Origin of the sequence: Levilactobacillus angrenensis, from assembly GCF_003946085.1 — a bacterium.
Classification (GTDB): Bacteria; Bacillota; Bacilli; order Lactobacillales; family Lactobacillaceae; genus Levilactobacillus; species Levilactobacillus angrenensis.
In genome coordinates, this window is sequence record NZ_RHOB01000008.1 from 39,471 (window position 1) to 58,908 (window position 19,438).

The 19,438-nt window shown below is 49.0% G+C and carries 19 protein-coding genes and 1 pseudogene; 15 read left to right on the forward strand and 5 right to left on the reverse strand.

The window, feature by feature from the left end:
- The first annotated feature begins 22 nt into the window (after nt 1–22).
- Nucleotides 23–964, forward strand: coding sequence for an aldo/keto reductase (locus EKM83_RS06115; protein ID WP_125575746.1), 942 nt, complete (start codon nt 23–25; stop codon nt 962–964).
- A 32-nt stretch (nt 965–996) separates the two neighbouring features.
- On the opposite strand, the gene EKM83_RS06120 is transcribed toward EKM83_RS06115, so the two are convergent.
- Nucleotides 997–1,350 carry a winged helix-turn-helix transcriptional regulator gene (locus EKM83_RS06120; RefSeq protein WP_125575747.1) on the reverse strand — a complete coding sequence of 118 codons (354 nt, stop codon included), beginning with the start codon at nt 1,348–1,350 and terminating at the stop codon, nt 997–999.
- 102 nt (nt 1,351–1,452) lie between these two features.
- Between EKM83_RS06120 and EKM83_RS06125 the strand changes: the two genes are divergently transcribed.
- Nucleotides 1,453–2,040 (forward strand): NAD(P)H-dependent oxidoreductase, encoded by a 588-nt coding sequence (locus EKM83_RS06125; protein WP_125575748.1) that lies wholly within the window; start codon nt 1,453–1,455, stop codon nt 2,038–2,040.
- Nucleotides 2,041–2,211: 171 nt separating this feature from the next.
- Here EKM83_RS06125 and EKM83_RS06130 read toward each other — a convergent pair whose 3' ends face one another.
- Nucleotides 2,212–2,463: an NAD(P)-dependent oxidoreductase gene (locus tag EKM83_RS06130; protein ID WP_125575749.1), complete on the reverse strand. Its 252-nt coding sequence runs from the start codon at nt 2,461–2,463 to the stop codon at nt 2,212–2,214.
- Nucleotides 2,464–2,711: 248 nt separating this feature from the next.
- Between EKM83_RS06130 and EKM83_RS06135 the strand changes: the two genes are divergently transcribed.
- From EKM83_RS06135 to EKM83_RS06180, 10 genes and pseudogenes are all read left to right on the forward strand, one after another.
- Nucleotides 2,712–4,343 carry an SWIM zinc finger family protein gene (locus tag EKM83_RS06135; protein ID WP_164505607.1) on the forward strand — a complete coding sequence of 544 codons (1,632 nt, stop codon included), beginning with the start codon at nt 2,712–2,714 and terminating at the stop codon, nt 4,341–4,343.
- Nucleotides 4,344–4,362: 19 nt separating this feature from the next.
- Nucleotides 4,363–4,893, forward strand: coding sequence for a plasmid pRiA4b ORF-3 family protein (locus EKM83_RS06140; protein WP_125575751.1), 531 nt, complete (start codon nt 4,363–4,365; stop codon nt 4,891–4,893).
- A 308-nt stretch (nt 4,894–5,201) separates the two neighbouring features.
- Entirely contained in the window at nt 5,202–5,516 is a 315-nt protein-coding gene (locus EKM83_RS06145; RefSeq protein WP_125575752.1) for a hypothetical protein, read from the forward strand.
- Nucleotides 5,517–5,550: 34 nt separating this feature from the next.
- On the forward strand, nt 5,551–5,751 hold the full coding sequence (locus EKM83_RS06150; RefSeq protein WP_125575753.1) for a hypothetical protein: 201 nt from the start codon (nt 5,551–5,553) through the stop codon (nt 5,749–5,751).
- A gap of 125 nt (nt 5,752–5,876) precedes the next feature.
- Entirely contained in the window at nt 5,877–6,002 is a 126-nt protein-coding gene (locus EKM83_RS13595; RefSeq protein WP_225418638.1) for an LPXTG cell wall anchor domain-containing protein, read from the forward strand.
- 433 nt (nt 6,003–6,435) lie between these two features.
- Entirely contained in the window at nt 6,436–7,653 is a 1,218-nt protein-coding gene (locus EKM83_RS06160; RefSeq protein ID WP_125575755.1) for a Firmicu-CTERM sorting domain-containing protein, read from the forward strand.
- 64 nt (nt 7,654–7,717) lie between these two features.
- The gene (xrtG, locus tag EKM83_RS06165; protein ID WP_125575756.1) at nt 7,718–8,317 is read left to right on the forward strand and encodes an exosortase family protein XrtG; all 600 of its coding nucleotides are present in this window, start codon (nt 7,718–7,720) and stop codon (nt 8,315–8,317) included.
- Nucleotides 8,317–9,672: a TIGR03111 family XrtG-associated glycosyltransferase gene (locus tag EKM83_RS06170; RefSeq protein ID WP_125575757.1), complete on the forward strand. Its 1,356-nt coding sequence runs from the start codon at nt 8,317–8,319 to the stop codon at nt 9,670–9,672. Before xrtG ends, EKM83_RS06170 begins: the two co-directional genes overlap by 1 nt.
- A 2-nt stretch (nt 9,673–9,674) precedes the next feature.
- Nucleotides 9,675–10,037, forward strand: a pseudogene (locus tag EKM83_RS06175) (6-carboxytetrahydropterin synthase); the annotation flags it as partial.
- 73 nt (nt 10,038–10,110) lie between these two features.
- Nucleotides 10,111–11,703 (forward strand): TIGR03766 family XrtG-associated glycosyltransferase, encoded by a 1,593-nt coding sequence (locus EKM83_RS06180; RefSeq protein WP_125575759.1) that lies wholly within the window; start codon nt 10,111–10,113, stop codon nt 11,701–11,703.
- Nucleotides 11,704–11,848: 145 nt separating this feature from the next.
- Here EKM83_RS06180 and EKM83_RS06185 read toward each other — a convergent pair whose 3' ends face one another.
- Genes EKM83_RS06185 through EKM83_RS06195 form a run of 3 tightly spaced genes read right to left on the reverse strand, consistent with a single transcriptional unit; the run spans nt 11,849 to nt 14,344 of the window.
- Nucleotides 11,849–12,517 carry a YczE/YyaS/YitT family protein gene (locus EKM83_RS06185; RefSeq protein WP_191987404.1) on the reverse strand — a complete coding sequence of 223 codons (669 nt, stop codon included), beginning with the start codon at nt 12,515–12,517 and terminating at the stop codon, nt 11,849–11,851.
- Nucleotides 12,510–13,169 (reverse strand): cyclase family protein, encoded by a 660-nt coding sequence (locus EKM83_RS06190; RefSeq protein ID WP_125575760.1) that lies wholly within the window; start codon nt 13,167–13,169, stop codon nt 12,510–12,512. Before EKM83_RS06190 ends, EKM83_RS06185 begins: the two co-directional genes overlap by 8 nt.
- Nucleotides 13,170–13,192: 23 nt before the next feature.
- On the reverse strand, nt 13,193–14,344 hold the full coding sequence (locus tag EKM83_RS06195; protein ID WP_125575761.1) for an iron-containing alcohol dehydrogenase: 1,152 nt from the start codon (nt 14,342–14,344) through the stop codon (nt 13,193–13,195).
- Between the two features lie 81 nt (nt 14,345–14,425).
- Here EKM83_RS06195 and EKM83_RS06200 point away from each other — a divergent pair, with 81 nt between their 5' ends.
- From EKM83_RS06200 to EKM83_RS06210, 3 genes are all read left to right on the forward strand, one after another.
- Nucleotides 14,426–15,229, forward strand: a complete 804-nt coding sequence (locus EKM83_RS06200; RefSeq protein WP_125575762.1) for a MerR family transcriptional regulator — start codon at nt 14,426–14,428, stop codon at nt 15,227–15,229.
- 540 nt (nt 15,230–15,769) lie between these two features.
- Nucleotides 15,770–18,229, forward strand: a complete 2,460-nt coding sequence (locus tag EKM83_RS06205) for a phosphoketolase family protein (RefSeq protein ID WP_125575763.1) — start codon at nt 15,770–15,772, stop codon at nt 18,227–18,229.
- Between the two features lie 205 nt (nt 18,230–18,434).
- Nucleotides 18,435–19,382 carry a helix-turn-helix transcriptional regulator gene (locus EKM83_RS06210; RefSeq protein WP_225418632.1) on the forward strand — a complete coding sequence of 316 codons (948 nt, stop codon included), beginning with the start codon at nt 18,435–18,437 and terminating at the stop codon, nt 19,380–19,382.
- Nucleotides 19,383–19,438: the final 56 nt, after the last annotated feature.

Below are 19,438 nucleotides of genomic sequence, written 5' to 3' on the forward strand. Positions count from 1 at the left end.
CAAGGAAAAGGAGCTTTTATTCATGAAAAACACAACCGCTAAAATTGCACTGGGTACCTGGGCCTGGGGCGACACCAGTGATGGGCAAGTCTTCGGCGACCACCTGACTGCTGAAGACCTTCAACCCGTCGTGGCCGACGCCATGGCCGCTGGCCTGAACGTCTGGGACACCGCCTATGCTTACGGTTCCGGCGAATCCGAAAAAATGTTGGGGACACTCTTACAGAAATATCCGCGGGACAGCTACCAACTCTCGACCAAGTTCACGCCGCAGATGGCAGGGACCGGCGATAACGAAGTCGCCGACATGCTGGCCGGTAGCTTGCAGCGCCTGCACACGGATTTCATTGACATTTACTGGATTCACAACCCGGCCGACGTGGAAAAATGGACGCCAGCTCTGATTCCACTCCTGCAAAGTGGCAAGGTCAAACGCGTTGGCGTGTCCAACCACAATTTAGCCCAGATCAAGCGTGCCGATGAAATCTTAGCCACGGCGGGTTTCCACGTATCTGCCGTACAGAACCATTTCAGCTTGCTCTACCGGTCTTCCGAAGAGGCGGGCATCCTGGATTACTGCCGTGACCACGATATTGACTTCTTCGCCTACATGGTCTTGGAACAAGGCGTGTTATCCGGGCGTTACGACGTCCAGCACCCGCTGCCAGCCGGGAGCATGCGCGCTCAGGTCTACAACCAAGTGCTGCCGCAAGTCGAAGACCTGACCGCGGGCCTGACCAAGATTGGCGCCAAGTACGACGCTTCAGCCGCAGAAGTGGCCACTGCCTACGCCTTGGCCAAGGGCACGACGCCGATCATCGGGGTCACCAAGCCCAAGTACATCGCCAGTGAAATGAAGGCGGCGAGCCTAGACCTCACGCCAGTTGACATCATTGAATTGGAAACGCTAGCCGCCGCAACTCACGTGGACACCAAGGGGTCCTGGGAAGCACCGATGGCTTAATCCTGTGTAAACGAAAGGTCCGCCGCGCTGGTTTAGCGTTGCGAACCTTTTGTTTGTTGCCGTTCACCCCAATTGCAGAGGTCATCCATGACGGGGATGAGTGATTGCCCCAGAGCCGTCAAACTGTATTCGACCTTGGGCGGAATCTGCGGATATTCCTGGCGGTGGATGAGGCCATCTACTTCGAGCTCACGCAGCGTGTTGGTCAGCGTTTTAAAGGAAATCGGGACTAGCAGTCGTTTCAAGGCGTTGTAGCGCAACGGGGCGTGGTTGAGATGCAGGGCGTAAAGTGTCTGCATCTTGTATTTACCACCGATGAGTCGCAAGGTGTAGGCAAAGCCGGTATCTTCCAATCGATTCTCTTTGATGTAGTCAATGTCAGCCATGAACACTCTCCTTTGGGTAAGTACCGCACTTTAATTTGCGTACTTGTTTGTCTACTGAGTATAGCATAGACTTTAAGCAACAACTTGAAGGAGGACGCCTCAATGAAGACCATTGTATATGCGCATCCCTATGCCGGTAGCCTCAACCACGGTATCTTGACGCGACTCACGGACTATTTTACCCAAACCCAACAGGACTTTCAGGTCATCGACTTGTATCAAGATGGCTTCGACCCGCGGTATTCACCGGAAGAACTGCGCTTGTTCAGCCGAGGTGAGACGCCGTACCCGTTGGTCAAACACTACCAGCAACTCATTAGTCGGTCCACGGAATTGGTGATCATCACACCGATTTGGTGGTTCCAGTTGCCCGCTGAGCTCAAGGGATTCTTTGACAAGGTCATGTTAAAAGGGTTCGCTTACGAAGAGGACCCAGCATGGCAGGGCTTGTTGACCGATATCCAAAAGGCCACGGTCATCACGACGGCGACGGTGACCAAGGATTATTTACGCACGCAAGCTGGCGACCCCATTCAGGGTAATCTGATCAACCGCGTCTTCGCCGACATTGGTATCGACCCACAGCGCACCAACTGGATTCATTTGGGAGAAGCCAACACCACGACAGACGCCGTACGTGAACAGTTTTTGGCGGCGCTACCGCAGTTGTATTTGACCGGGCAAGACTAGTGGGTCTCGGGTTCTACTCCTAGCAGCGACAGGCCGGTCAATACGGCGGCTGATTATCGCGCCTATGATACGGTAGCTGATGAAGCTGACGAGGCGTAAAAAAAGTAGCTAAAAAGGCTGACCAGTGCTGGGAGAAATTTCCCGGCTGGTCAGCCTTTAGTGTCTATTAAATTACCGCTCGCCACCCACCAACGTGATTCGTTGGCGTACGTACTGGCCGCTTTCCAACAAGTCAAGCATGCCGGTCGCATAGTCGGCGTAGCTAATGTAGCTGTCGGCATCGTTGGTCGCCAGGTAGTCTTCACCGTCGACGTGGTAGTGGCCGGTGGCGGCCCCAGTCGCGTCGTAATTGAAGGCGGGAGTCACGTAGGTCCAAGCCAAGTTGGCGTAGGAGGGTCGCCGGTCCAGGCTGGCCCAACACAATCACGGCGTTGTGGTGTGCCTGAAGCTGAATCAACACTTTGACCATTTGAAGTTCATTCCGCTAGCCCCGAAGCTAGAACTCCGCTCCGCCTTGGTCTGGCGCGCCCAACAGGTTCACTCGCGGGCGGCGACGGCCTTTGTGGAATTCTCGCGGGAGAAGAAGGGGTGGGTGAAGTAAGGCTAGAAGGTCGTGTGTTTCTGACGCTGAGCTGGTATAGTAAAGACACATGTTTGGGAGGGATAGGCCAATGGACTGGGAAACGTTATTTGAGCCGCAAATCATTAAGCGGGGCTGGGATTATTATCAGCAGGGTCTGGTGAGAAATTTTCGTAACCGTGACGGGCAGATCACAGCGACGGTGTTGGGGAGCAAGCGCTATCAAGTCACGCTCGCCGTGGATGGTGAACGGCTACTGGCGGGCAGTTGTACCTGTCCGTATGCCGCTGAGGACCGCTATTGTAAGCACATGGCCGCGGTCTTGTTCATGGCCGATGACGTGGATGCTGGCAAGCCTGACGAAACGACCGTCGCCAACCTCCTGAAGCGCGCGACAAATCAGCAGGTGCGCGACTTCTTGGCCCAAATGATGCAGGTCGATCCCGGATTGGTGACTCGGTTTGCGCAGCAATTGGACCGTGATACCCACAAGCCGGGCATGGACCTGAGCGACTATCAACACCAGCTGGACCAAATCATGCAAAAGTACACGGACGGCACCTACTTCGTTGACTATCCCCAGGGTGATGCTCTCACCACGGCCATCGGCGACTTCTTAGCGCAAACGGTGCGGCGATTGCTGGCGGCGGAACAGATGAAGCTGGCCGTTGAGGTAGTTAACCAGGTGGCCCTGAACGTCGCCAAGTTGGAATTCGATGACGGTCTGGAAGACGAGACCATGTGGCTGGTCGATGCGTGCGCGCACGCTTGGCGACAGGTGCTTAAACCGGCCGATTACCGGGTGAAAGAATTCGCGTTGGACTGGTTTTTAGCGAATGCGTTACGGCTGGGAGTAGTCGAAACGGATGCGCTGACCGTGATGTTTGATACCTTTCTAGAGCCGGACTTTCTTCAGAAAAAAGCCGCCTGGACCGCACATCAGTTGGCCATCGTGCCCCAGATTCGGGAGCGGCAGGAACGCCAGCGGCAGCGCAATCGCTGGGTGAAGTTGCATTTACTGACCATGCAACAGCTTGAACTGCCACCGGCCGAAATTGAACGGTTCTGTGTGGGCTATCTCAGCACCAAGCAGGCGCGATTGGCGTACGTGGCGTTGCGACTGGACCAGCAGGATTACGCAACGGCCGTGCGCCAACTGATTCTGGGCCAACAGGCCGCCCCGTCATGGGACAAAGCGGACTTTAGCGACCAACTGCGCCAGCTGTATCGTCAGTTGGCCCAGACCGCCACCCCGGAACTGCAGCGGTCTCTATTTGTCCTGAGCTACGGCCTTGGAGACCTGGACTTCTACCAGGTCTTGAAGCGGCAGTGTGCGCCCGAACAATGGCTCCAGTGGCGTCAATACCTGTTAGCTGGGTTACCCCAAAATACGGATCAGCTGCCCTTGTTGGCCGTGGACCAGGCATACCCCGACTTGCTAGCAGGAGTCCTGGCCCGACCAGGATTACAGGCGGTGCAGGACTATCAACGGCTCTTGTTGCCGCAATTTGCCCCACAGCTGGTTGAAAAATACGTGCGGGAGCTGCATCAGGCGGCCCAGTCGGCGAAGTCACGTACCCAGTATCACCAGTTGGTCGCCTGGTTGACTGACCTAGTCAAGTTGCCCGGTGGCCGACTGGTTGCCAATCGGGTGGTAAGAGATTGGCGGCAGCGTTACCGCCGGCGCTCGGCCATGATGGCTGAGCTCAACGTTTACTTTTAAAAAAAGAGGAAAGATTATCATGCAAGAGAAACCCGTTGCGATGGAAATCACGATTAAATTGAAGGATGTTCGCCTGGCGACGTGGCGGACGTTGTTGGTCCCCATTGACATTCGCTACGATCAGCTACACGTGCTGTTACAGCTAGCGTTTGGCTGGGAAAATGAGCACCTCTACGGCTTCTGGCCCAAGAGACACAGCGACCAGATGTACGTGCAATCAGTCGATGAGTGGGGTGGCTTGGGGGACATTCCCGCGTCCCAGGGGCATCTGTACACCGATGTCGCGGTCGGACCGGTGATTTACGAATACGACTTCGGCGATAGCTGGGAGCACGTGATTACCTTAAAGCACGTCTTAACGGCACCCCAACTGGCGGGGCGGCAGCTGCCCAGTTGCGTGCGGGGTTCCGGTGCTAACCGCTTGGAAGATGCGCGGGGAATGAGTGACGAAGGCCAGGGTGACCGTTACAACCGGTCGGCAGTGAATCATTTGCTGGCACATTGGAAGACGGCTGAGAAGGCTATGAATGCTGAGGAGGGGTACTTCTGACGGAAAATTCGCGTAGGGTTAAAGCGGTTAGGCTGAGCCCGGATACGCCGTACAATCTGGGGTCATTCTTTAGATGGTACCAACAGTTATTTTTGGCGAATTCTATAAGCAAGTTAGCCGCTTAAAGATTGGTTCTGTTTTGGTTTAATTGAAGTGAGCAGACTAAAACGACGGGTGGACTTGATTACTGTTAAAAGATTGTAAGTCAGAATTGTTAATCAACTGCGATGTTTTGAATAAATCGTCCATATTGTGATAGATTTAGGCCAAGAGGTAACGTTGATGCTTTAAATTTTGGGGGAATGGTTATGAATAGGCGAGAGTTAGTGCTCAGCACAACTTTTCAGGCGGAGAAGTTTGAACAACGAGTCGAGAAAATGGTTTCGCCATTTCGGGGATTGACGACGGTCAAACGGATTTGGTGTGTGAATCGCGATGTCCAGCAAAAGAGTGAGTCGGCGTATACCGTCGTGGCGTTTGCTCGGCAGGCGGATGTTGGATTGGTGCGGCAACCGGAGGGTGAAAGCCGTGCCTCGTATCGGAGAATTCTTCAGCACGCCAATGCGACTGAAATTTTAGCCTCTGAAGTGGAAACGGATTCGATATTTCTGCATCGGCTTTAGACAGAATTGTGATAAGGGATAGGGGGAGATCACAATGACATTGCAAGTACTATTGGAAAATTTGGGGACCCTGTTGGGCTTGTTTTTCTTGACCTACGGCATTGTGCTGTTTTGTTACCAAATCTGGGAGCTACACAAAAAGCACCGCGATTACCGCAAGTGGTGCCAAAGCGTTAAGCCCAGTGGCGTGCAAATGGACATCCAAAAGCGCGGTGGCAAGTATCGCATGCAGTAGCGGGGGCAAGGGTCAGAACAGCTGACGCAATCAGCCAGATAATTTAGGGCCATCATGAAAACGACTAATTTCGTTTAATGGGATTAGTCGTTTTTGCATGGGACGGTCAATGTTTAGTTCTGATGATGATAAACACGGCTACACAGTTACCACAAACTGGTGAACTGGTGACCAGTTGGATCCAGTGGCTGGGCGCGGTCTGCCTCCTGGTCTTAGGCGGGGCTGGTCTGCGTTGGTGGCGACGACACTAAACGACAGTAAGTCAGTAGAATAGACGTGCAAACGGTCAGACCGCCACATGGTTTGGCCGTTTTTAGTCTTAGTTGCGCATGACTGATTTTGACCTTAATAGGAAAGCTTATCGTAAGCTTAAAATTTGTGAGTGATTTTCACGTGCTTTCTTCCCGACAAAAAGTGACGTGAAAAGTTCGCTACTGGCGCCAAAACCTAGTACAATGGAGGTGGTTAAGGGCCGTCATGATGACGCCTGAGTGGGGTGCGTAAATGGCCATTAAGCCAGGGATTACCAAACGATTAGAAACTATATATTGTATGAAAATGTTAGCTTGCTTAATGGACAATGATGGCATAGTATAACGATAGATGAAACATTTGATAGTTGCACAGGTAGCGGCCGGTTTAGATAACGGGCTGCTTGCCTTCTTGGAGGGAGGATTTGACCTCATGAAGTTGTGGAAGTTAATGATAGCAGGTGTGGTTGCGTTAGGACTAGCTGGCGCAGCGACCGTGAGCGCGACACCGGTGACGGCTCACGCGAGCGATAACGTCACGATTGATGGCAAGTTTTCGGATTGGGACGGGACCAGTCTTACCGTGGGGTATAACGGGTACACGGCTCTGAAGAGTAATGGTAAGTATATTGATGTGTATGTGAAAATGAAGAACGGTCCAGTTCCAGGACATGGTGATTACATTTTTAAAATAGGCGGGAAAACTTACCATGCCTGGTCAAATGATATTGATGGTACGCCTAGCAAAGGGAGCGTTAAGTCGTTTACCGTGACCGGTGGTTCTGATTTTGATGGCACGCAATATGGTACAGTTGGTGCCGGATATACAACGAACGATGGTAGCAATTATCTGGGAGAATTTCGAATCGATCTCAGTAAGTTTGGGCTAAAAGACTCAGACAACGGTGATCAGGTCACCATGACCAATCCCAATATTGGTAGCGATGCAGCGAAGACCACTGTAGACGATATGTCCGCTAGTGACGATGCCAATGCCACTTCCGGTGTTGTTGATGGCAAGGCTGACAGCAGTTCCAAAGCCACGACCACAACTGATACCAATGCCAGCAACGATAACGATAATCTCAATATTAAGATTGATGGGAAGTATGAAGACTGGAAGGACATCAAGTTGACTGAAGGTTATGGTGGCTACACCGCCTTGGTTAGTGATGGTGACAAGGTCTATGCTTATGCTCGAATGAAGTATCAAACGATTCCTCGCACGGGGTATCGGTTTGACTTTAATGGCAAGACGATTTATGTCTGGGCCAATGATGTGCCGACGAATCCGGTGAAACATGGTGAAGCAGTTGCTGTCCACTTCTATGGCGGTAATACTGAACAAGACTACGATCCTAATGCTGATTATGGTCAAGTGGGGATGGGGTACGTCTCCAGTGACAGCAATGGAAAGAATATTATCGAATTTGAAATCGATGTCGGCAAGCTGAATCTATCGAGCATGACTGGTCAAACGATTACCATGGATAATTCCAGTATCGGTGATAAAGCGGTCACCGTCGCCGGTGGGTCCACCGGCCCTTACGTCATCTCCGGCATTGGTCTGGGAATCGCTGGTCTCGGCTACTGGCGGTTACGCAAGTCGGGCAAGCTGAAGCGCCGCGAGAAGCAAACGACCGGGAAGTAAACGTTAGTGGCCAGCAGTCTGTGGTCAGCAACGTTAGCAAAGTTAATTAATAGGACTGGTGCGAATGAAGATAAGTATCCTAGTGGGAACGGTCGTGTGGCTGTATGCGTTATCCGTTTTAAAGCGAGCTCGGTTGTCTGCCTACTTCTTTATTGTGGGAAGCGCCGGACTCTTCTTTATCCTCTCGGCCATCAGTCGGCCGTACTGGGTCTGGTTCTTCACCCACGCAGTCATTCACGGCGTCGCGCTATTTCGCGACCTGACGGGGTGGTGCACGATCATGTACAATACCGGACTGGTCTATATCACCAATGGCGCCAATCCGGTCATCATGTCGATCGACTACGAGTGTTCGGGTATCATTGAGACTTGTGCCTTCGTGGCGCTGGTCGTCTTCTTCCCCATGTACCACCGCAAGGAAAAGGTGTTCTACGCGCTATTTGGCTTAGTTTACATTTACGCCATCAACGTGATTCGCCTGTGCCTCGTGATTATCATCGTCCACTTTGGCGGCGGGCAAACGTTCTTCATTGCCCACTCGATTATCGGGCGGCTGGTCTTCTACGTGCTGGTGATTGCCTTGTACTACAACGTCTTTACCTATTCACAGTTGGCGCACGGCATTTATCGGGAGTTCATCGATTGGAGGCAAGATAAACTTTGATGTACTGGATCAATTTAGCATTGACACGGATGGGGTTCTGGATTACCTGGGCGTTGATTCCCATTGTGGTGGAAATCATTCCGGCCATCATCTCGACCATCAAGCTGATGCGGCTCCATCTCCATGAGCCCAAGCTGACGCCGCCGGGTAAATGGCCGTGGGTGACGATTATCGTCCCGGTTTATAACTCAGAGGATACTTTATTTGAGTGTATCCGCTCGATCAATAACCAGACCTATCCCAAGAGTGCCATGCAAATTGTTCTGGCCAATAACCAAAGCACCGACGACAGTTTCGGCGCCTACGCCCGGGCGCAAAACACCTTTCCGGAACTGATTTTACGTTACGTCAACACGGACAAAGGGAAGGCCCGGGCGCTCAACACCGCCATTTACGAAAGCATCGGCATCTACGTCATCAACATTGATAGTGACGGCCTGCTGGAGAAAAACGCCGTGAAGAACATGGTGTTGCGGTTTGAAAATGATAATAGCATCGCTGCCATGACCGGGGCCATTTTACCCAAACGGGAAATGGTTCAAAACGTCAAAGGGTTCTGGCATAAGATGTTGGCGAAAAATGAATACTACGAATATGCCCAGGCCTTCCTGTCGGGGCGGACGATTGAGTCGTCTAAAGACCAGCTGTTTACCATGTCGGGGGCCTTTTCTGCCTTTCGTCGGGAAGTCTTGATGGAGACGTTTCTCTATGACATCGACACGATTGGCGAGGATACCGACATGACCTTTCAGATTCGTACGCGGCTGGGTAAGAAGGTCGTCATCTGTGCCGACGCCATCTTCTACGTCGAGCCGATTTCGGGCTTTTCCGAGCTGTACACGCAGCGGCAACGCTGGCAACGTGGCGAGTTGGAGGTTACTGAGAACTATATGTCGCAGACCGCCAGCCTCAAGCGGTTCTTCAAGAACTTTCTGGTGCGGCGGATGATTATTGACCACACCTTCACGTTTCCGCGGATGATTTGGACATTTGCCAGCTTTGTCCTGGTGGCGTTCGGGTATGCGCCGTTGATCTTGATTTTGTCGTATGCCCTGATTTATGCGCTCTACGTCTTCGTAGCCATTATCAACTTCGCCAGTGTCTGCGTGATTCTGCGCAAATACCCGGGCGAGCAGCATTTCTACTCCCATCTGTGGTGGGTGACCTTACTGCTACCGCTGTATATGTTCGTCAATTCATGGATTCGGCTGGTCGGTATCATCAACGCCATGACCACCCAGGCGACCTGGCACATGCGCGGTGTCGGTGAGGAATACCACCGCATCACGGCCGTATTACGCGACGACGTGGAAACGATTCGCGAGCAGCGTCGGCGTGATCGGAAAGGAAAATGAGTATGCAAAAACAACGCAGCTATAAAATTAAATCATATGTCAATGCCAGTCACGCGGTCCGGTGGAAGTCCGGGACTGGGAAGAAGCACAATCACACCTGGGAAATCGTCTGTGAGCTGCACGTGTTTGAGGGGATGGTGTCGTTCTTTGACATCGAAAAGTCGCTGAACAAGGCCATCGATGCCTTGTCCGGTAAATACTTGAATGACCTGCCAGAATTCAAGGTGATCAATCCCACCGTCGAAAACGTCACGGAATACCTCTTTAATCAAATTGACGGCATCCTGCGGCAAAATAACGCGGTACTCTTACGTATCGAGGTCAGTGATTCGCCGACCCGGTCGTATTGTATCGACATCACGGAGCGGCAGTTCCCGACCGAAGCAGAAGTCACCCAGCAACAAGCCACGGGCAAGCAGTCCCCCCAGGCGGACGACCATGCGTAGGTTTTATAATTTCAGCCAAAGCGTCATTAATTTTTTCTGGCGGATTTTGTTTTTCTTGACGCTGTTTTTTGCGCTGACGTCGCCGAACATCATTCTCGGAGATAATCCTACGTTTGGGACCAGCACGACCCTGTTGACCACTGGTTTAGTGATTGGCATCGTGGCGATTTTGGTCATGAATTATGCTTATCCACGGGTGCATGCGTGGTTGGTGAACATCTTAGTGACTGAACAGATTCGGACTGGGCTGGTTTTGCTAGGTTTGGTTTTGATTGGTCAGATTATCTTTATCTACTTTGTCCATCCCGTCAGTGGGTTTGATGCCGGCATGCTACACTATGCGGCCGTTAACGTGACGCACGTCCAGGAAGTTGGGGTCACTTCGTATTACAGCCTCAACCAAAACAACATGCCAATCATGCTGTTCATGCACTGGCTAGTCACGTTAACGGGGCAGACGTCGTGGATGTTTTTTGATTACGTAACGCTAGTCTTTGTAGATTTGTCGGCGGTCTTAAATCTGCTGATCGTCATGCTGGTGCAGCGGCGGGCGCTGGGAACCGCGATGTATTTGCACGCGGCTTGGTTAGCCGTGTTTCCCAGCATTATCATGCCATATACCGATGCATGGGGCTTGCCGTTGGTGTCATTTTACCTGTTGTGCTACTTCATTATGCGCCGCGCCACAGTGCACCCGCTGATTCGGGCAGTGGCGGCCAATGGCTTTGGAATCAGTGTGATGCTGACGTATTTCATGAAACCTTCGTCGATCATTCCGGTCATTGCGATTGCCATTATTGAGCTATTGAACCTATTGATCAATCATCGACGAGTGACGTTAGAGGCGGCTTTTATTGCCTTTGCCATGCTGCTATTCATCGGCCGTAGTGGATTTGAGACGTACCGTTACGTCGACCACAAAGTTGAAAGTCAGACCTATATTCAGCTAGATAAATCACGGGCGATTCCAGCGATTCACTTCATGGCCATGGGTATCTATGGTCAGGGTGGCTATAGCGAAAAGCAAGCGATTATGATGGCGGTGTTGCCCACGGCAAAGCAGAAATCTGATTATTCCATCAAGATGTTTAAGAAGCGGCTGAAGAAATTAGGGCCGCTGGGGTACTTGGAATTTCTAGTCAAAAAACAGCGAAATAACACGGCTGACGGGACCTTTGGCTGGCTAAAGGAAGGGAATTTCTTCCGTGAGAATCAAAAGCCTAATAATAACGGCATTGCGAATAAACTGAAAAATTTTATTTACCTGTATGGTCGGCATATCGCCGATTTTCGGTTTGCCGCGCAACTCTGGTGGATTGCACTACTGCTGATGATTGGCTTAGGCTTTGGCCCGCGTCGAGATGTGATTCAAATCCTCCGACTAGCCATGGTCGGCGGCTTCATGTTCCTGTTGCTCTTTGAAGGGGGCCGGAGTCGCTACATCATTCAGTATTTGCCATGTCTGCTGTTGCTAGCGACCTTCTCGTATGAACGGGTAGTCATCAACGTTAAGCGGCTAGCCGGCGTGTATGAACGCAAGCTGGACGCGGCTATTGCGGCGGATGAACGGGAACAAAGTGAATAGGAGTTGTGGGATACCTAGTCCATTGACTGGGTATTTTTTATGTGAATGTAATAAATTATTTGTAGTGGAAAGAATAAAGCATCTGGTTATCAGCCAGATAAGTTGATAACCAGATGCTCATATATAAATTTAGAATTAGACGTAATTAGTTATTAACGATTTCAGATTCTAACTTACTCGCTTTGCCTTCAGCAACCCATTTCGAGAAAGGAGTGAGTATTTTCATTAACTGATCGACAATTGGGCCATATCCGAATATTGCGACTAGTGTACCAATTCCCCAGGCGCCACCAAGTGCCCATGCAGCGCTAAACAAAATAGCATAGACAATTGTTAGTGATATGCCATAGCCCTTATGAATGATTTCGCCTAGTGAGAGGGTTAAGATATCTGAAGTTTGATAGCCGAAATTCATCGGAATATAGTAGGCTAACGCCAAGCATACCAGTGCGGTCCCGATAATGATGCAAAGAATTTTAACTGCAATCGATGGGTTTCCTGGAATTACAGCATTGACTACGGGTGACATTAAGTCTAGACAGGGACCGATACCAAAGCAATAAGCGAATGAACCGAAATTAACAAGCTTACGATTGAGAAAGAAAAATAAGACGAAGATACCACCTTCAAAAGTTAGTGAGGCCATTCCTAATGAGATGTTAAACGTTGAGGATAAAGCCAATTCCCACATTGTTAGGGGATCGGTACCCCATCCTGCTTTAACGAAGAAATCCACACCTAGAGCGCAAATCGGAACAGAAGGGACTACAGCTAAGCATTTTCGTAAGTAGTAGCCAATCTTATTTTTAGTCATCATCTTCTACCTCGATTGCCACTGGCCGAACGGGAGATCCATCACAGTGCCAACGGATTGGAAAACTAGCTAGATAGAAATTCTTGCTGTGGATACGGTCAAAGTGCCCCCAGTTTTCTCCAATCATTAAGTTACGATTGCTAAATAAATCGTGTACTGGAAATTCAGTACCACCGGTTTGGTCAGCATTAATAGTATCAATTCCTAAGAACTTGATACCATGATTCACTAACTCTTCAGCAACTTCGCCATTCACGTAGGGGTGTTTGAAGTAAGTTTCGGTATGGATATATTTATCTGTCCACCCGGTTTTGAATAAGACAAATGGATGTGATTTTACGTCTTCCAGGTATGGCGCCACATCATCCAGTGTAATGGCTTCATTTTCTTTTTTTCCAGTGACATCAATCAGCATTGCCTTTCCAAAGAAAAGATCTAGTGGCATGTTGTCTACTCGAGTACCGGCATCGCGAAAATGAAATGGTGCATCTACGTGAGATCCAGATTGAGAGCCTAAATGGATGCTTGATAAATTGTAACCATCGTGTTCTGTAGTTGTAGCGACTTCAAAATGAGGTTCTGGATCGCCAGGGTAAATTGGAGTATCGTCATTTAAGTCTAAAGAAAGATCATCAAATTGTTTGATATGCATAATTGTTACTTCCTTTCGTCATGCTAGAGACTGTAAGCTTTTTCAATGATTTCTTTGTAGGCGGATGCTGTCATTGTTTTTGAATTATCCAAAGTTAAATCATTTTGCATAGCCTTTTTAGAAATATCGGAGAATTCATTAGTATGGAGACCACCAAGTTCTTGCAGATTCGGTAAGTCAAACGAACTGATTAACTTTTTTAAAACGCTTACGCCGGCATGTGCAGTTTCTTCTACTGAGTCCAAAGGGGTGACGCCTAAGGCTTGAGCAATATCGGAAAAACGCTTCCAATTGGAGTCTAGGTTGTATTCAATTGTAGGCACTAACAGAAGTGCGTTAACCAAACCGTGTGGGAAATCGTGGAGCGCACCAATTGTTTCAGATAAGGCATGTACAGATCCAACATTTGCGTTGATAAAGGCCATTCCAGCAATAGAGGAAGCTACAAGCATGTTCTCTCTTGCATTAATATCCTTTGGATTTTTAAAAGCTTTTGGTAAATTTTCATAAACCAGCCGAATGGCTTGTAGCGCTAAGGCATCTGAGATGGGATTATGTACTTTGCACGTATATGCTTCGATAGCGTGGGTCATAACGTCCATCCCAGGACCGGCCGTGGCTTTAGCAGGTAAAGTTACTGTTAACTCAGGATCTAACAAGGCAATTGTTGGAATTAGATTTACCTCATCTTGGAACGCCATTTTAAAATGACGTTGGGTATCATCAATTACCGCGCAGAAGGTGACTTCACTCCCTGTCCCAGCGGTAGTTGGAATACAAATCATTGGGAGCATAGGCTTATTTAATGGCTTAGCGTCCCAGTCAGAGCATTTCCCACCATTTGTCATTAAAGCGCCAATTGCTTTTCCTTCGTCCATTGCGCTTCCTCCACCTAGAGCAATAATTAAATTTACTTTGTGAGCTTGGGCAACTTTGACGCCGTTTTCACAGTCGTAATCTCTGGGATTGGGTTGCACATCAGCGTATTCTTGTGACTTAATTTCCAAAGTATTTAGTGACTTCTGAATCCGATTCATAACACTGGAATCTTTGAAGAATGGATCGCAAACAATTAAAGCGCTGGTTGCAGAAAGGGTTTTTGCAAGTGAACCAACATTATCTAATTCACCAGCACCAGAAATAATTCGTGTCTGATGATTAAATTGAAAATTCATAAGATTGCCTCCTGATTTGTGATATCATTTACAATGTTAAGATAAACCCTACAGTAACAATAGAGTAAAGGGGATTTTAAAATGAATACAAAGCAGTATCGAATAGGTGAGTTTGCCCGTCTGACAGGGGTTAAGAAGCAAACACTGTTATGGTATGACAAGATTGGATTGTTCAGTCCAGCTGAAGTTGGAGCAAATGGCTATCGTTACTATACGCTCAATCAATTTGATCTTTTTAGCGTCATCCGTAGTTTTCAAAGCATTGGCATGTCTCTGGAAGAAATAAAAAACATCTTACAAAATAGGAATCCACAATCCAGTCAAAAAATTTTTGCACAACAACTTAAAAAAGTTCAATCAGAAATCACTCTCGAAGAAAATTTAGCCAATTCTCTTCAGCAACGAATCGAAATAATTCGAGACGTTAAGGAAGTTAATACGCAATCAATTCGAATCGAAAATCAATCGGCTCAATTTTTATTTCGTTCAAAGAGTTTTAAGGATATTTCGCAAGAGGAGCAGGCAATGGAGATATCAAAGATATCAAATTTTCGATATCAAACTAATCAGTTTGGCAGTGCGCTAGGAGCAATGGTTAGTAGGAATAACTTCTTGAATGGTAAAACTATCTACAATTATTATTACTGCGAAGTCCGTGCGGAAGATAGTAATTATATTAAGCCACAGGGCACTTATTTAACGGGATTTTATCATGGAGATTATCGCGATACGTATAAGATTTACATGGAAATAAAGCGTTATGCACAGCAACACCATTTCGAACTGGGAGATTTTAGTTACGAACAGAGTTTAATTGATGAGACGCTTTCGGCGACTTCCCGGGAGTACTTGACACGTGTCTCTATTCCTCTTCGAGACAACTAATCCTATTATTGTAATGTGTAGAGGATATCAAAGAGTAAGTCTGGGATGAGTTCTCAGGCTTTTTTCTAACGAATAGCTAGCGCCCTCAATCAGCGAAAACCTAAAGAAATCTGTAAGCTCGCCGTAAATCTACCAGATCAGGGGGATGTTGCCAGCGACTCTGCTATACTCGGGCCATCAATCACACGAGTAGGTCACTTTTCATCGGGATTTTAACGAAAATTGCCGATTGATGAGCAAACCAAGCCGTGTTGGTTCAGAAATTTGCTATACTATGAGCGGAAATGTGTTTGGTTCAGGAAAGCTTGTCAGGACAACTACTAGGAAGGATGTGCCTGCTAAAGACGACTGAATTCACCCCGTAATTTTTCCAAATTGGCGCTCGTGAAAATCAATTAATTTTATAATTGGTTCGTCCCAATTATAAAAAAGGTTGACTTTTCGGAAAACTTTAGTATGATTAAAGAATACAAATTAGCTACGGCTGATTGACGTTAATTGTTGCAAAGCAAGTTACCTAACGAAGGAGTGTAAGAATTCATGGCAGTAGATTACGATTCCAAGTCTTACTTGGAAAAAGTTGACGCTTGGTGGCGTGCCACGACGTACCTTTCCGGTGGTATGATCTTCCTGAAGAGCAACCCATTGTTCTCAGTAACGAACACACCAATCCAAAAAGATGACGTTAAGGTGAAGCCTATCGGGCACTGGGGTACGATCTCAGGACAAACGTTCCTGTACGCCCACGCCAACCGTTTGATCAACAAGTACGGCTTGAACATGTTCTATATCGGTGGTCCCGGTCACGGTGGCCAAGTTATGGTAACGAACTCTTACTTGGATGGGACTTACACGGATGCATATCCAGAAATCACCCAAGACCTTGAAGGGATGTCTCGCTTATACAAGCGCTTCTCCTTCCCTGGTGGTATCGGTTCCCACATGACTGCCCAAACGCCTGGTTCACTCCACGAAGGTGGGGAACTTGGTTACTCTCTTTCCCACGCAACTGGTGCTGTCTTAGACAACCCAGACCAAATCGCCTTCACTGTTGTTGGTGATGGGGAAGTTGAAACTGGCCCAGCCATGACTGCTTGGAACTCCATCAAGTTCTTGAACCCTAAGAACGACGGTGCTGTTTTACCAATCCTTGACTTAAACGGCTTCAAGATTTCTAACCCAACGCTGTTCTCACGGATGAGCGATGACAAGATTGCTAAGTTCTTCGAAGGCTTAGGCTGGTCACCACGTTTCCTTGAAAACGACGATATCCACGATTACATGACTTATCACGAAAAGGCTGCGCAATTATTTGACCAAGCCATCGCTGATATCCAACAAATCCAAAAGGATGCCCGCGAAAACGGCAAGTACGAAGATGGGACTATCCCAGCTTGGCCAGTTGTTATCGCTCGTTTGCCTAAAGGTTGGGGCGGTCCTCAAAAGAACCCAGCCGGCGAACCTATCGAAGGCTCCTTCCGTGCTCACCAAGTTCCGCTTGGCTTGAGCCAAAACAACTTTGATGAATTACCACAATTCGAAGCTTGGATGAACTCATACAAGCCAGCTGAATTATTCAACACTGATGGTTCATTGAAGGCAGAAGTCGCTGACTTTGCACCTAAGGGTGACAAGCGGATGGCTGCTAACCCAGTTGCTAACGGTGGCCGTGTTCGCGGTGCCAAGGCCGACATGCTCGACTTGCCTAACTGGAAAGACTACGCTAACGACATCAACGAAAACAACCGTGGGACGCAATTGCCAGATGGCAACAAGAACATGGACATGAACGTTCTGTCAACCTTCTTCGCTGGCGTTGCTACGAAGAACCCATCATCATTCCGGATCTTCGGACCTGATGAAACGATGTCTAACCGTCTTTGGGAAATGTTCAAGATTACCAACCGTCAATGGATGAGTAAGGTCAAGGAACCAAATGACCAATACGAAGCTCCTGAAGGTCGTATCTTGGATGCCCAATTATCAGAACACCAAGCTGAAGGTTGGCTTGAAGGTTACACCTTAACTGGTCGTACCGGTGTGTTCACGTCTTACGAATCATTCTTGCGGGTTGTCGACTCAATGACGACGCAACACTTCAAGTGGATCCGTCAGGCCGCCGCAGAACCATGGCGTAACGATTACCCATCCCTGAACTTGGTCTCAACTTCCACTGTGTTCCAACAAGACCACAACGGTTACACCCACCAAGATCCAGGTATGCTGACTCACTTGGCAGAAAAGAAGTCTAACTTCATCCGCCAATACCTGCCAGCTGATGGGAACACGTTATTGGCTGTCTTTGACCGGGCCTTCAAGGACCGTCAAAAGGTTAACCATATTGTTGCTTCCAAGCAACCTCGTCAACAATGGTTCTCAATCGATGAAGCTGAAGAACTGGCTACGACTGGTTTGAAGACGATCGACTGGGCTTCTACTGTTGCTGAAGGCGAAGATGCTGATATCGTCTTTGCTTCTGCTGGTGTTGAACCAACCATCGAAACGCTGGCTGCTGTTGACTTGATCAACGATGCCTTCCCAGCTGTTAAGATGCGTTACGTCAACGTGGTTGAATTAGAACGTCTGCAAAAGAAGAACGGGCCTTTAAACGACGACCGTGCTTTGAGCGATGCTGAATTCAGTTCACTCTTCGGCGAATCCGGGACTCCTGTTGTCTTTGGTTTCCACGGTTACGAAGACTTGATCGAATCCTTCTTCTACGAACGTCAACACTTAGGCTTACACGTTCACGGTTACCGTGAAGACGGTGATATCACGACTGCTTACGACATGCGTGTATACTCCGAACTTGACCGGTTCCACCAAGCCAAGGATGCTGCGAACACCTTAGCTGCTAAGGGCGTTATTGACGAAGCTGCCGCAAAGGCCTTCGACAAGAAGATGGATGACATCTTAGCTAAGCACTTCAAGGTTACCCGTGACGAAGGTCATGATATTGAAGAATTCACGAAGTGGGCATGGACCCCATTGAAGAAGTAATTCTTCGATTCAACTAACTTAACATTTCGCGCGTCAGGCGCAGGAAAGGATCAACTCATTTTGTGGGTTGGTCTTTTTCGTTTTGCCATAAATTTTGAAACGGCGGTTTACTTTTACAGAGTAACGCTTCATAATGGTGGATATAGTCTTGGTTAATTCGGTGATGAACTAATAACATAGTGACACAGTGAGCGAGGTGAGAGAGATGCAGAGTAATCAGCGAATTGCAGAGTTGATGGTCCGACTAATGTCCGGCGAAACGCTCAAGCAAAGCGATTTGGAAGCCAAATACGGCGTCAGTCGGCGAACTTGCCAGCGGGACTTTGCGTATATTCGGCGCGCACTCTCGGAGTACGTCGCTGGAAATTTGCTGGAAGAGCAGGGCACTTACCGGCTGGCCCGGCAAAGCGAAGAGACAGACTTTGAAATGGCGCTGACCACCAGCAACATTCTCATCGGCTCGCGGGCCTTGGATCAAGACGAGTTAAGCGGCACGCTGGACTTTTTGGTGGGTAGCCTCTCTCCGCAAATGCAAGCGGCCGTGCGTCAACAGCTGACGTTGTCGCGCGGCAGTTATGTGCCACTGTCACGGGCCAAGCCATTGTTGAAGCGGTTAAAAGAAATGACCGAAAGCATCGCGCAGACGCAGCGGTTAGTCTTCACGTATCGTGGCAGTAGTGGTGATGATCAAAAGCCCCAAGTCCATCACGCTCAGCCAGTTGCCTTGTTCTTTGAAACGTACTACTTCTACGTGGCGATGCTGAGCGAAGAGCACGGGGGTTACTGGTTGTATCGGCTCGATCGCATCGTCGAGATCTTGGCGCAGTTACCCGGTGAGAAGCTGGACTACGCCAAACGTTTTTCGCTCCAGGAGCACCGCAACTACACGTACTTGCTGGATACCGGCGAACTCACGCAGATTCGCTTCCTATACCGCAATTATCCGCAAACGGCGCTAGACCATTTTCCCGGGTCGCGCATCATCAAGCAAAATGCCGATGGCAGCTGCGTTATCGAAGCCTACGTCAAGACAGACGGGGCCATGCTGTGGCTCTTGAGCCAAGGGGCCGGACTGCGCGTGCTGTCGCCGGTCTCACTGGTGCGCCGGGTGCGCGATGCACTGGCTGCTGCGCGCAATCAGTATGATGATTAGGTGGGAGACATTTAAATAGTCAGTTAGGTCAAGGTCACGTCAATTGGCGTGGCCTT

Excerpts from the sequence above, each read along its gene's own strand:
- EKM83_RS06195 (WP_125575761.1), bottom strand. The coding sequence starts at position 14,344 with ATGAATTTTCAATTTAATCATCAGACACGAATTATTTCTGGTGCTGGT.
- EKM83_RS06140 (WP_125575751.1), top strand. The coding sequence starts at position 4,363 with ATGCAAGAGAAACCCGTTGCGATGGAAATCACGATTAAATTGAAGGAT.
- EKM83_RS06190 (WP_125575760.1), bottom strand. The coding sequence starts at position 13,169 with ATGCATATCAAACAATTTGATGATCTTTCTTTAGACTTAAATGACGAT.
- EKM83_RS13595 (WP_225418638.1), top strand. The coding sequence starts at position 5,877 with ATGATAAACACGGCTACACAGTTACCACAAACTGGTGAACTGGTGACC.
- EKM83_RS06205 (WP_125575763.1), top strand. The coding sequence starts at position 15,770 with ATGGCAGTAGATTACGATTCCAAGTCTTACTTGGAAAAAGTTGACGCT.
- EKM83_RS06170 (WP_125575757.1), top strand. The coding sequence starts at position 8,317 with ATGTACTGGATCAATTTAGCATTGACACGGATGGGGTTCTGGATTACC.
- EKM83_RS06210 (WP_225418632.1), top strand. The coding sequence starts at position 18,435 with ATGCAGAGTAATCAGCGAATTGCAGAGTTGATGGTCCGACTAATGTCC.
- EKM83_RS06150 (WP_125575753.1), top strand. The coding sequence starts at position 5,551 with ATGACATTGCAAGTACTATTGGAAAATTTGGGGACCCTGTTGGGCTTG.
- EKM83_RS06135 (WP_164505607.1), top strand. The coding sequence starts at position 2,712 with ATGGACTGGGAAACGTTATTTGAGCCGCAAATCATTAAGCGGGGCTGG.
- xrtG (WP_125575756.1), top strand. The coding sequence starts at position 7,718 with ATGAAGATAAGTATCCTAGTGGGAACGGTCGTGTGGCTGTATGCGTTA.
- EKM83_RS06185 (WP_191987404.1), bottom strand. The coding sequence starts at position 12,517 with ATGACTAAAAATAAGATTGGCTACTACTTACGAAAATGCTTAGCTGTA.
- EKM83_RS06160 (WP_125575755.1), top strand. The coding sequence starts at position 6,436 with ATGAAGTTGTGGAAGTTAATGATAGCAGGTGTGGTTGCGTTAGGACTA.
- EKM83_RS06145 (WP_125575752.1), top strand. The coding sequence starts at position 5,202 with ATGAATAGGCGAGAGTTAGTGCTCAGCACAACTTTTCAGGCGGAGAAG.
- EKM83_RS06120 (WP_125575747.1), bottom strand. The coding sequence starts at position 1,350 with ATGGCTGACATTGACTACATCAAAGAGAATCGATTGGAAGATACCGGC.
- EKM83_RS06125 (WP_125575748.1), top strand. The coding sequence starts at position 1,453 with ATGAAGACCATTGTATATGCGCATCCCTATGCCGGTAGCCTCAACCAC.
- EKM83_RS06200 (WP_125575762.1), top strand. The coding sequence starts at position 14,426 with ATGAATACAAAGCAGTATCGAATAGGTGAGTTTGCCCGTCTGACAGGG.
- EKM83_RS06180 (WP_125575759.1), top strand. The coding sequence starts at position 10,111 with ATGCGTAGGTTTTATAATTTCAGCCAAAGCGTCATTAATTTTTTCTGG.
- EKM83_RS06115 (WP_125575746.1), top strand. The coding sequence starts at position 23 with ATGAAAAACACAACCGCTAAAATTGCACTGGGTACCTGGGCCTGGGGC.